Origin of the sequence: Ancylomarina subtilis, from assembly GCF_004217115.1 — a bacterium.
In the GTDB taxonomy this organism is placed as follows: domain Bacteria; phylum Bacteroidota; class Bacteroidia; order Bacteroidales; family Marinifilaceae; genus Ancylomarina; species Ancylomarina subtilis.
In genome coordinates this window covers 499,781-512,144 of the sequence record NZ_SHKN01000001.1, presented here as the reverse complement: position 1 = coordinate 512,144, position 12,364 = coordinate 499,781, and the positions used below count along the sequence as shown (strand labels likewise).

The following is a 12,364-nucleotide window of genomic DNA, read 5'->3' as shown; positions in this document are numbered from 1 at the left end:
AATACAAATTCAGATGTATCCCTACCACAATAAAATAAAGCAGCGAATCAAAAATAATGAATTGAAAGCTTATGAGTATGTTGATGAATACAAATCGATAAGCCCCTGTTTGTTATTACACTTCACAACTGAACCCAAAATCAGACCGATTAGGGAACATCGTTTAAAAGAATACGAAGAGATCATTAATAAGCTTACAAAAAAATAAAAATAACCTATGGATTTTGAAGCAATCCTCTCTACTTTCCCGGGTAAAGAAGCCGCCATGCTCATCGCAAAAGATATATCTAAAGAACCCAAATATATGACTGAGCTCTGGGAGTTCGCTTTACGCCCTGAGAAGAATACCTGGCGAGCCACCTGGTTGATGGATAAAGTTTATGATGAGGCACCCGAATTAGTTCGCCCCTATATCTCACAAATGATTGAACTTATTCCCAATTTGGAATGCCAGAGTAAGCAAAGACAACTCCTGAAACTAATTAGTTCAGAACCACTTCCTGAAACAATATCCGGCGATTTTATTAACCGTTGTTTCGATTTGCTCATTTCCAATGCGACACCTGTGGCTGTACGTGTTTATGCCATGCAGATCCTGTTTAATTTTTCTCAGCAAGAACCCGATATCAAAAACGAATTATCTCTGATTATAGAAGAACATATGAATGAAGGAACGCCCGGCTTTAAGTCCAGAGGGAAACTAATTCTCAGGAAACTGAGGGCTTAATCAAGGAAATCTTCAATCTCCCTTTTAAGTTGATAAAAAGTAAGTGGTTTCGAAACCAGGATCTGATCAGCAGAAATCAAAAACATATTGGGCGTAGAAGTAATATTGTAAGCCATAGCAAATTCTGATTTCAATCCCGCCTTATCACAGGCATTTACCCATGAATAGTTATGCTCCTCAACAAAATTTTCCCAAGCCATAAGATTGTGATCGATTGAAATGGCAACCACTTCCAGCCCCTTTTCCTGATAAGTATGATACAAACGATTTATCCGTGTCAGCAAATCAAGAGATTCCTCGCAATGTGCCGACCACACAATCAAAAGAGTCAGATCGCTATTGACTTTTGAAAAAGATTCCAGATTCAAGTTCAAACAATTGCTTAAGACAAAGTCTGGAGCCTTAGATCCTTTGGTAAAACTCTTATCATTTTCCATTCTCTCTCTCATACTCTTACTGGCCAACACATATTCGCAACTGTTGGCCATCTTATACGTTTTAATAACCTGCTCGTGTATGCTAGCATGCGTTTTATGAGGAAATCTATTCAAAAGGTAATTCATCAGACATTCCTGGGCATGATTATTCACTTCTGACAGCCAAAAAATATGTTGAATAGCAAGCTCAATCTCCTTAGAATCATTGCTTTCAATTAAATATTGCATTTGCTTTGAATCAAAGAAGCGGTCTAGTTTGGCATAAAAACAAGGTGACCCAACGATCAAACTATCCGTAAAGTCAAAGTATTCAAAAAACTGATCGATAAATGGGCCTGTTTTTATTTTATTGTCCAGATCCGGAAGCCTGTCAGCATGTGCCAAAGCAAGCTGTAAGGACCAATCATTCGTTCTTTTCGACCACAAATCTTTGATTAAATTTTCGCTCTCTTTCTGTAAGGTTTTATAGGTCTTTTCAACTTCTTTCTGATCATCAGCCTGGGCCTGATTGTATGCTTTTGCCAAGCTCTCTGCCTCACTTTTGTAATAATCAAATTCGGACAAATAGTATTGAACCTGATTATTCTTATCCTCTGAGTCAAAAATATACTCAGCATCAGAAAACCGGCCTTTTATCTCAAAGGACAAACTCGAATTTGTCATCCTAAAGTCGAGGAAATGCCCTTTACCATCAGATAGACGATAAAAATCAGGTCTTCCCTTCCATTGAATAAAAAGAGTCCCAAAAGCTTTCACTCGGGAACTGTCAATAGTAACCAGTCCCATTTCACTCCCCCCTTGAAGATAAAATTGTTCGGAAATGTGATTCTCAACTTTTACAGACAAAGTCATCTGTTGTTGAGAAAAGGCATTGAGGCTAATCAGAAGAAAAATAAAACTTAAAAATCTCATAGAATAAAAGGCGTCGCTTGGCTTAATAAATCAGAACTGCTTATCGGTCGAATTGCTTGGCTTGTTCCCAAATCACATCCATTTCCTCTAAACTCATTTCCTTTAGATTGCGTCCCTGGCTGATGGTTTGACTCTCCAAATAATTAAAACGTTTGGTAAACTTCGTGTTGGTTCGTTCCAAAGCATTTTCCGGATTGACCCCATACAAACGAGCCGTATTAATGAGTGAAAAGAATAAATCTCCAAATTCCTGTTCGATTTTATCCTGATTACCTGCTTTAATCTCAACTTCGAGCTCAGCAATCTCCTCTTTCACCTTATCCCAGACCTGTTCTTTCTCTTCCCAATCGAAACCAACACCTCTAACTTTATCCTGAATGCGATTGGCCTTAACCATGGCGGGTAAGGATTGAGGAACTCCTTCTAAAACCGTTCCTTTGCCATTTTTCTCTTTCAGTTTCAATTGCTCCCAATTCTCTTCCACTTCACGGGCATCTGCAACCTGTACATCAGCAAAAATATGGGGATGACGATAAATCAACTTTTCACTAATACCTTTACAAACATCAGCAATATTAAAGTCATTGGTTTCCGAACCAATTTTGGCATAAAACACAATGTGTAGAAGCAAGTCACCCAACTCCTTTTTAATCTCTTGCTTATCATCTTTTAAAATGGCATCAGCCAATTCGTAAGTTTCCTCAATAGTTAAGGTTCGCAGACTTTCAAGGGTCTGTTTTTTATCCCATGGACATTTCAGACGCAGTTCGTCCATAATATGTAGCAGCTCTTCAAAAGCTTTCAAATTTTCATCCATTCCTTGCGTTTTTTTAACACTCATTTCTGTTATTCTTATCTCTCCAGGCTCCATGCTTCGGGTTTTGCGGCAAACCATTCTTTAACCTGTGTCCAGTTCCCTCTGAAAAAATCAGATTCCCGGTACCTGTTAAGTGCATCTTCTGATTGCCAATGACTATGAGAAAAAAAGAGGTTCTTATTATTCACATCCTGCAAAATCTCGAGAAAAGAACAGCCTTCAAAAGCCACAATATCTTCTTTCTCCCCTGCAGTCAATGCTTTAAAATCATCAATATGCTGATTCTGTATTTCTAATTTAACAAATCTAACGATCATGAAATTTAACTCTAATATCTGAATTTGTATCTATTTGCAATAATTTAGATAGCTCACCTTTATTCATAGCAATCTCCAGCATACCCGCTGAATTGAATATAGCCAGAATGTCTCCCTCTGGCACATCGCTGTAATGCTGACTTATTTTTGTGATTAAATGCTGATTACTCTGTACCAGTATTTCGAAATCCCGACCTTCCAAACTTGAATAAAAACGCTCTTTTGAGATATTTACAACAGCATTGCTATACGAGTCGATATAAATAACCTTTCCCGTCATTGTATCTTTTTGAATCAAGGCTCGAATAGGTACCATATTATAAAGCGTACTGATCTTTTCACCCATGTCATACAAAGGCTTTTTATGAAATAGATGAGCCGCTGCCGGTGCAAAAACAGCCAATTCCGGAAAGTTCATCAGTCGACTGTCAATTTCATCCGCCTTCAGTTTTATAATTTCATCAGGCTGATCCCTAAACATCAAATTAAAGATGCCATTATCGGTTCCAATAAAATAATGTCCGTTATTTTTCACCACCACATGTGACTGCTCGGCGCCCTCTTCAGAGTTCACTGTAATAATATGAATACTACCTTCGGGATAATAATGATAGGCATTTTTTACAATAAAAGCGGCTTGAGAAATATTGTATAATTCAATGTTCCGACTTAGATCGACAACTTGCGCCCCCTCACAAAGCGACAACAAACGTCCCTTTAAAGCCCCCAAATAATAATCGCGATCATTCCAGTCGCTGCATATCGTAATAACACCCATGAATAAAATCTTTTTATAAAAGCTTGGTTTTCATCCTATAATTAAATAGTGGCTGCTTATCAGTCAATAATTTAAAGAAAGCCTGTAAGTGCAAATGGATAAAATCTAAATCAATCGAAAAAAATAACTAATTTGTAGGCTCAAATGTAATAAATCTCGATCAAAATTTATGATAGAAAGAACAATATCTATAGGCTCAATTGACCCACTTGACTTTTATGGTATTAACAATACTAAACTTGATATTCTAAAAGAATTGTTTCCCAAACTGCAGATTGTTGGAAGAGGAAATGAACTTATAGTAAAAGGTGAAGTCAAAACTCTGAATTTATTTGAAAACAAGATTAATCTCATCCTTCAACATTACAACCAATATAATGTTTTGACTGCAGCCAATCTAAAACGGATTGTACTCGAAAACAACAAAGAAATTGAGAATCCTGAGGACCCTAAAAACTTGATTCTTTTTGGTAATAATGGTAAAATCATCCGTTCCAAAACGCCTAATCAAAAAAAACTGGTTGAAGCGTCTAAAAATAACGATATGATATTTGCCATTGGTCCTGCGGGATCAGGGAAAACCTACACAGCTGTTGCCATCGCTGTAAAAGCACTTCGCAACAACGAAGTTAAACGTATCATTCTGAGTCGACCCGCTGTGGAAGCAGGAGAAAATTTAGGTTTCCTTCCAGGTGATTTGAAAGAAAAAATTGATCCTTATTTGCAACCCTTATACGATGCTCTTCTGGATATGATTCCTCCTAGAAAACTAGCTGGTTATTTAGAAGCTGAAATCATTCAAATTGCTCCTTTGGCCTATATGAGAGGACGAACGCTGAATGATGCTTTTGTAATATTGGACGAAGCTCAAAACACGACCAGTAAACAGCTTAAAATGTTTCTGACACGAATGGGAATAAGTGGAAAATTTATGATTACAGGTGATATTACTCAAATTGATTTGCCAAAAAAACAACAATCCGGTTTGGTGCAAGCTTTCCATATTTTGAAGGATATCAAAGGCATTGCTATGATCGAATTCGACAAGTCGGATATTGTCCGACATCCTTTGGTTAAAAAAATTGTAAGCGCCTACGAAATAGATGAAGAAAACAAGGCGAAAAAGTGGAAAAAAGAGGAATAAATCTTTTAAATTTGCAGGCAAAGGAGCTCAAACTCCTATTTAATTAAAAAATTACCATTTTATAAATTATAAATCAATCTGTAAAGATGAACGAAGCAATTGTAAAAACAGATTTCAACTTTCCCAATCAAAAGAATTTATACGTAGGAAAAGTTCGTGACGTATATAATATCAACGACGAGTACCTGGCCATGGTTGTGTCTGATAGAATTTCAGCATTCGATGTTGTTCTTCCTAAAGGTATTCCTTTCAAAGGACAAGTTTTAAATCAAATTGCGGCCAAATTTTTGGATGCAACGGCTGATATCGTTCCAAATTGGAAAATCGCGACTCCGGATCCAATGGTAACAGTTGGCCACCTTGCAGAGCCTTTCATGGTTGAAATGGTGATTCGTGGTTATTTAACCGGACATGCCTGGAGAGAATATAAAGCTGGCAAACGCACACTTTGTGGTGTCGCACTTCCTGAAGGTATGGTTGAGAATCAAAAATTTGAGAAACCGATCATCACACCTACAACCAAAGCTCATGAAGGTCACGACGAAGATATCTCAAGAGAAGAAATTCTTTCACAAGGAATCGTAAGTAAAGAGGACTACGAAAAATTAGAAGCTTATACCCTTGCTCTTTTCCAAAGAGGAACTGAGATTGCTGCTGAGAAAGGTTTGATTTTGGTTGATACCAAATATGAGTTTGGTAAAAAAGATGGTCAAATCTATTTAATTGATGAAATTCATACACCTGACTCATCTCGCTACTTCTATGCAGAAGGCTATCAGGAAAAAATTGACCGAAACGAACCCCAGAAACAACTTTCCAAAGAATTTGTGCGTGAATGGTTAATGGAAAATGGATTCCAGGGTAAAGACGGACAAGAAATTCCTGAAATGAACGCAGATCGTATCAAACAAATTTCAGAGCGTTATATTGAGCTTTACGAACAAATTATCGGAGAAAAATTTGTAAAAGCCGATACAAGCAATATTAATGCAAGAATTGAAAATGGCATTGCATCTTGCCTGAAAGACATTTAATTCTTCAGCTATAATAACTTAAAAAAGGCTGTTCTCAATAAATTGAGAGCAGCCTTTTTCATTATAGTCAATAGCAATCAAGTTTTATGTAAAAAAAACACAAGTTATTAATTAGGTTTATTGAAAAACAAGCTTATATTTGCACTACCAATATTTAACCTTTAACTAACTAAAATACCAATTAGCATAAACTTTTTATGCATTCGTCAATTTCAACATCTATGAAACGTCTCATTTCCCTATTCATTATTTTATTATCTACCTATCCTATTTATGCTACAACAACCACCAATAACGAAAAGTTTGGAGTTATAAATGGATATATAAAAGACATGAAATCTAACGCATCAATTGAATATGCCACGGTTTCTGTATTTAAACAAGATGATTCAAAATTAATTGATGGTACAATTACAAATAAAGACGGATTTTTCGAAATCAAAAAACTAAATGCAGGAAACTATTATATTGAAGTATCCTTTATAGGTTATGAAAAAAAGATCGTTTCGGATATTGCCATCCGATCATATAAACGAGAGAATAAACTCAATGACATAAAACTGAACCTTTCGACCAAAGCACTTCGAGAAATTGTTGTTAATTCCGATAAAGACGCAATAAACTATCAAATCGACAAAAAGGTTGTTACTGTAAGCAAACAGCTTTCAGCATCAGGAGGAACAGCAATAGATGTTCTGGAAACGGTACCTTCGGTAAATGTTGATGTCAATGGAAATGTAAACTTAAGAGGCAGTTCCGATTTTACGGTTCTAATTGATGGCAAACGAAGCCAAAGAAGTGCTCAGGAAATTTTAAGCCAAATACCTACCAGTCAAATTGAGAATATTGAAATCATCACCAATCCTTCAGCAAAATATAGCTCAGATGGTGAAGCAGGTATAATTAATATCGTTAGTAAAAAATTCACTCTTAAAGGAACAAGTGCTGCTTTCAACCTAAGCCCTGGTAGCCACGAAAACTTCTCAACAAGCGGCATGCTTAATATGAAGCAAAAGAAAAATAATTTTTCACTAGGTGCTAATTATACAATTAGAACTATTGGTGGAAAAAGAACTATTAATAAAACTATTCTCAATACAAATCCAGAAGAGCATCTTGATGCTACGGGTGACATGGATCGAAAACCCAAAACACTAAACCTATCAAGTGCTTATGATTTGGAACTTGATTCTATGAATTCAATTAGTATTACAGGGCAATATGGTCGAGCACTTTACGAAAACATCAATGATTTACGATACGATGAATATAAAAGTAATGGCGCACATATTTTCGAAAATAGTAAGGAAGAAGCAGAGAGTGAAAACAACTATTTTGTGACCACTATTAACTACTTAAAAAAATTCAATACAAAGGGACATCAACTAAACATCTTTATCGACTATACACAGAGGAAATATGACAAAACAATATTAAGTGATAATAAGAGAGAAAACGATCCTCAGAATCAATTTAAATCTTTATTTAATGAAGATGCTAAAGGCATATATATAACCACGGATTACACGCTCCCACTCTCTAAAAATAATAAATTTGAAGCTGGCTACGAGTTTAAAAAGCAAGAATACAATTGTGATCGCACCTTAGAAGAAACACTCGGGAGCACAAATATCCCACATCCTGAGTTTGAGCAAACATCCGATAATAATAAAACAATTCATTCTCTTTATACTCTATATTCAGGCAAAGTGAATAAGTTCAGTTATCAATTGGGCTTTCGAGCTGAAAATACCAATAGAGATATTAAGTATGCTGGAGATAATTTTAGAATTAATCGTTGGGACTTCTTTCCAAGTGTACACTCCAATCTGAAATTGAATAAAACAAGTAGTTTATCAGCCAACTATTCAAGGCGCATAAAAAGACCTTCAAGTTCAAATCTTGAACCTTTCGTAATTTGGAACGACCGTTATAATTGGACAATGGGAAATCCAAATCTGAAACCGCAGTATATTAATTCTTTTGAACTGAATTACAAAACAAAATTAGGTAAGCATAGTCTGAGTTTTGAAACGTACTACAGAATGACCGAAGATAAAATGGAACATATTAAAACTCTAGTTGAAAACAACTCGGACATCATTCTATCAGGCATTGAAAATATTGGTACTGATCACACAATTGGATTAGAATCATCTCTTATTTCACCTCTTACAAAATGGTGGAAAAGTATTCTTATTGCTGATGTTTCGCATTATAAGGTGGAAGGTGACTACATGGACAGGTACAGTTTCTCAACCTCAAATACCAATTGGAATTTACGACAAATCTCATATTTCACTCTTAGTAAAATTACTCAGATACAATTAAACTTGCTCTACAAATCTAAATCAAAATGGGCACAAGGCGAAAACGATGATAGTTTTAAAGCCACAATAGCAATAAAGCACAGCTTCTTCAAAAGACGACTTGCTGCCAACCTTACGATTAATGACATCTTCAATACAGCTGATCTGAAAAAGACATATGTGAACGAAGATTTGATACTAGTCAATAAAGTAGATATGGACGCTCCTATTTTCAAATTAAGCTTAAGCTACAAAATCAATAATTACAAATCTATTAGAAGACGTAGAAGTTCGGGTCTTTAATAGGTAAACGACAGAAAGCCTAAAAAAAACATCTGTGAATCTCAAAGTCTATTAGGCTTGGGTTCACAGATTTTTTTGCTTAATACGTTCCTGCCATAAGATAAATTTAAATTTCACCGCTTTAATCCCTATTATTTAGAAAATTCTTATTTGCTTTGTAGTGAGCACAGTGCAAACGGGTGCACATACTCGTCTTACAACTTAAAAATCAAAGACTTTCATGGCATTCATTCAAAACGACAAGCTTTTCTCTGGCAAATGGTTTTATAATTATGCCCAACTTGCGGTTGGGGCTCTTATTCTGGCTCTGGGTTATGTTTTCTTTATCACACCCTACTTTATAGTCCCTGGAGGTGCCAACGGTATCGGAATTATTGTACACAAACTTTCTATTGGTTTATTCCCTCACGGCCCGTTTGATGTTTTAGATGCTTCCGAATATTCAGACTTCTTTTCCAATATCGCCTATCATTTTATGGCATTTCAAAACGATATGTTTCGTCAGTATGAGGGCGGTATTCCTGTTGGTCTGACAGGTTTAATCGTCAATATCGTTTTGGTATTGGGTGGAATTAAGATATTGGGACCTCGTTTTGGCTTCAAAACTATTTTCGGCTTTATTCTTAGTGCTTTGTTTATTGATCTTCTGACCCAATGGTGGGGAATTGTTCCCTTGGTTGATGATATACTGCTATCCTGTGTATTTGGTGGTATCTTTATTGGCTTTGGCTTTGGGTTGATCTTAAAATCGAAAGCCACCTCCACAGGAACTGACGTCATTGGCATGAGTCTATCCAAATACACCAAGCTCCCAGTTGGACAAATGATCATCTACGTTGATTTAATTATCATACTATGCAGTTTGTCTGTCGAAATGAATTGGCAAATTCCACTTTACTCTTTAATTGTTCTATACATCTCTGGTCGTGTGATTGACATCACCATACAGGGATCAACATTTGAGAAAGCTCTTTTTATTATCTCAGATAAAACCGAAGAAATTCGGGATAAGGTTGTGATAGATATGAAGCGAAGCGGAACCTACCTTAAAGGTCAGGGCATGTATGACGGCCAAGATAAAAATATGATATTTATCGTCGTTAATCGACGTGAACTATCAATTTTAAAAGACTTTATTGAACATATCGACCCGAATGCCTTCATCACTGTTATGGAGACAAACGAGATATTAGGAAAAGGTTTTAAATCTCTTACTGACACAATGGAATAACACCCAACAATCCATTTTTCTTAAAAACAAAAAAAAGACCTTCAGCTATTGAAGGTCTTTTTTGTTGAATAATGTATGACTTAGGCCATATTGTGGAAAACATGCTGCACATCGTCATCCTCTTCCAATTTTTCAAGCAACTTCTCTACATCAGCAACTTGCTCTTCGCTCAGCTCTTTCGTATCCATTGGAATACGCTCAAAACCCGAACTTAGTGGTGTAATATCATTGCCTTCAAGGTATGCCTGTATCCGACCAAACTCTTCGAATGGAGCATATAACATGATGCCATCTTCTTCGGCAAATACATCTTCTACACCCAAATCAATCACTTCAAGTTCTAGTTCTTCAAGATCCTGACCTGTATTTTCAATTTTGAAATGACACTTATGCTCAAACATGAACTCAACACTACCTGTTGTTCCAAGACTTCCCTTTGTTTTAGAAAAGTAACTACGCACATTCGCAACAGTACGCATGTGATTATCAGTAGCTGTTTCTACCAATACCGCAATACCATGTGGTGCATATCCTTCATAAACGATCTCTTTATAGTCTTTTTGTTCTTTAGAAGTCGCTTTTTTAATCGCACGCTCAACATTCTCCTTAGGCATGTTGGCTGCCTTAGCATTTTGGATTACTGCACGAAGGCGAGAATTAGATGCAGGATCAGGGCCACCTTCTTTAATAGCCATTACAATTTCTTTTCCTATTCGGGTAAAGGTCTTAGCCATCTTATCCCAACGCTTAAATTTGCGTGCCTTTCTAAATTCAAATGCTCTTCCCATGATTTATGATTATAATTTTGGGCAAATGTAACACTTGCCTTTTATTCTATAAAATTTTTTGATGATTAATATCGCAGATCCAAAAATGTCCATGTATTACAATAATGAATGGAAAACGATCAAAGCTTCAGTATGTCAATTATTCCAATCCTGAATTTGGCTCTTTAGCCATGTGATTATAAGTTAATTTCTCCAACAAAGAAGGAAACCATTTTTTCAACCAAACCGTAAATTTACCTTCTACAAAGGTAAGAATTAACTCACGTTTGCGTTTTACAACCGCTTTAGCAATATGTGCTGCACAAACTTCAGCCGTCATCATCTTGGCTTCATCCCGCGGTGTTTCGCCCTGAGAGCTGCCATCTGCCGTTAAAGCTACATTCCTAACATTCGAAGCTGTAAATCCGGGAGCGGCCACTAAAACATGCACACCGGTCTTTAAGTTTTCAACCCGAAGTGTATCAAGGAAACCACGAATGGCATATTTAGACGCCGAGTATCCAGTACGTCCCGGCAAACCCACATAACCTGCAATTGAAATAACCCCTACAACTGATCCTTTCGATTGTGTGATATAGGGCATCGCATACTTTGTACAATATACCGTTCCCCAAAAATTCACATCCATCAGATTCTTCAAAACGGATAGTTCACAATCTTTAAACAAGGCACGCATCGAAATACCTGCATTATTAATCAAAACATCAATCCGTCCAAATTTGGCAACCGCTTCTGAAATTAATTGTTGACAGTCACTTTCTATACTTACATCCGTTTTTACAGAGAGAACTTCAGTCCCTTGTTCCCTTAGAGTCTTCTCAACCTCTCTTAGTTTTTCAATATTACGAGCGGCTAAGACCAATTTCGATCCACGCGATGCAAACTCAAATGCCAAAGCCTTCCCTATTCCGGATGATGCTCCAGTGACAATAACAATTTTATCGATCATATGCTTATTCTTTCTTTTTTTTTATGAAGTGCGATTAGAAGATGTTTCATGTTTTAATTCATCTTCTTTTTACAGAAGCACAAATTTAATTTTTTTTAATCTTTATTGTACAATCTCGAACAAATTATAAGTTGAAGCTATGAAATTAGAAATTTCGGACCATTATGCACTCAAAACGGTTAAACAGGCTTATATTTTTCTCATTTTTTCTCAAATGGCACTGCCAGTTTATTCTAAAACAAAGCTTTAGATTAATCTAAAAAGGTTTTAACTTGCAAGAAACAAAATCAGATTTAATGCCCCATTTCAAATCTTATCATAAAGGCGAATTCATTGACAAAAGAAAATGTGTTTTTTTTCAGTTTTTTTTCTTTTCTGATATCATTTTACGAACCAGCGTCATAAGGGCTCTCAACGTGCTCCAGCATCAAAATAACGGGGCATTACGAGCATTTGCCGTTTGCGTATTTAATTTAAAGAATCTATATTTGCAACGCTTTTGAAAACAAAGCTTCTTACTGATTCCTTAGCTCAGCTGGTAGAGCACATCACTTTTAATGATGGGGTCCTGGGTTCGAACCCCAGAGGGATCACAACAAGACAAGCAAAAGTCTTGCA

General features: G+C 36.3%; 12 protein-coding genes and 1 tRNA gene. 7 read left to right on the top strand and 6 right to left on the bottom strand.

What is annotated here, in order from left to right:
- The first annotated feature begins 13 nt into the window (after positions 1–13).
- Positions 14–208 carry a hypothetical protein gene (locus EV201_RS02145; RefSeq protein WP_130305753.1) on the top strand — a complete coding sequence of 65 codons (195 nt, stop codon included), beginning with the start codon at positions 14–16 and terminating at the stop codon, positions 206–208.
- 9 nt (positions 209–217) lie between these two features.
- On the top strand, positions 218–727 hold the full coding sequence (locus EV201_RS02140; protein ID WP_130305752.1) for a hypothetical protein: 510 nt from the start codon (positions 218–220) through the stop codon (positions 725–727).
- Here EV201_RS02140 and EV201_RS02135 read toward each other — a convergent pair.
- From EV201_RS02135 to EV201_RS02120, 4 genes are read right to left on the bottom strand one after another with little or no spacing between them, the layout of a single operon-like run.
- A complete protein-coding gene (locus EV201_RS02135) occupies positions 724–2,076 on the bottom strand; it encodes a peroxiredoxin family protein (RefSeq protein WP_130305751.1) in 1,353 nt (450 codons plus the stop codon). The two genes, EV201_RS02140 and EV201_RS02135, sit on opposite strands and share 4 nt — an antisense overlap.
- A gap of 40 nt (positions 2,077–2,116) precedes the next feature.
- Positions 2,117–2,917 carry a nucleoside triphosphate pyrophosphohydrolase gene (mazG, locus tag EV201_RS02130; protein ID WP_130305750.1) on the bottom strand — a complete coding sequence of 267 codons (801 nt, stop codon included), beginning with the start codon at positions 2,915–2,917 and terminating at the stop codon, positions 2,117–2,119.
- Positions 2,918–2,928: 11 nt separating this feature from the next.
- Positions 2,929–3,210 (bottom strand): putative quinol monooxygenase, encoded by a 282-nt coding sequence (locus EV201_RS02125; RefSeq protein WP_130305749.1) that lies wholly within the window; start codon positions 3,208–3,210, stop codon positions 2,929–2,931.
- Positions 3,200–3,988, bottom strand: coding sequence for an SAM hydrolase/SAM-dependent halogenase family protein (locus EV201_RS02120; RefSeq protein WP_130305748.1), 789 nt, complete (start codon positions 3,986–3,988; stop codon positions 3,200–3,202). Before EV201_RS02120 ends, EV201_RS02125 begins: the two co-directional genes overlap by 11 nt.
- A gap of 169 nt (positions 3,989–4,157) precedes the next feature.
- Between EV201_RS02120 and EV201_RS02115 the strand changes: the two genes are divergently transcribed.
- From EV201_RS02115 to EV201_RS02100, 4 genes are all read left to right on the top strand, one after another.
- Positions 4,158–5,132 carry a PhoH family protein gene (locus tag EV201_RS02115; protein WP_130305747.1) on the top strand — a complete coding sequence of 325 codons (975 nt, stop codon included), beginning with the start codon at positions 4,158–4,160 and terminating at the stop codon, positions 5,130–5,132.
- A gap of 86 nt (positions 5,133–5,218) precedes the next feature.
- Complete coding sequence (locus EV201_RS02110) at positions 5,219–6,166, top strand: phosphoribosylaminoimidazolesuccinocarboxamide synthase (RefSeq protein ID WP_130305746.1); 948 nt, start codon at positions 5,219–5,221, stop codon at positions 6,164–6,166.
- 221 nt (positions 6,167–6,387) lie between these two features.
- Positions 6,388–8,778 (top strand): TonB-dependent receptor, encoded by a 2,391-nt coding sequence (locus EV201_RS02105; protein WP_165389562.1) that lies wholly within the window; start codon positions 6,388–6,390, stop codon positions 8,776–8,778.
- Between the two features lie 220 nt (positions 8,779–8,998).
- Positions 8,999–10,009 carry a YitT family protein gene (locus EV201_RS02100; RefSeq protein ID WP_130305744.1) on the top strand — a complete coding sequence of 337 codons (1,011 nt, stop codon included), beginning with the start codon at positions 8,999–9,001 and terminating at the stop codon, positions 10,007–10,009.
- Between the two features lie 80 nt (positions 10,010–10,089).
- Here the strand turns inward: EV201_RS02100 and EV201_RS02095 are convergent, their stop codons facing one another.
- Positions 10,090–10,797 carry a YebC/PmpR family DNA-binding transcriptional regulator gene (locus EV201_RS02095; RefSeq protein WP_130305743.1) on the bottom strand — a complete coding sequence of 236 codons (708 nt, stop codon included), beginning with the start codon at positions 10,795–10,797 and terminating at the stop codon, positions 10,090–10,092.
- 139 nt (positions 10,798–10,936) lie between these two features.
- The gene (locus EV201_RS02090; protein WP_130305742.1) at positions 10,937–11,746 is read right to left on the bottom strand and encodes an SDR family oxidoreductase; all 810 of its coding nucleotides are present in this window, start codon (positions 11,744–11,746) and stop codon (positions 10,937–10,939) included.
- Between the two features lie 520 nt (positions 11,747–12,266).
- Here EV201_RS02090 and EV201_RS02085 point away from each other — a divergent pair.
- A tRNA-Lys gene (locus EV201_RS02085) sits at positions 12,267–12,339 on the top strand.
- Positions 12,340–12,364: the final 25 nt, after the last annotated feature.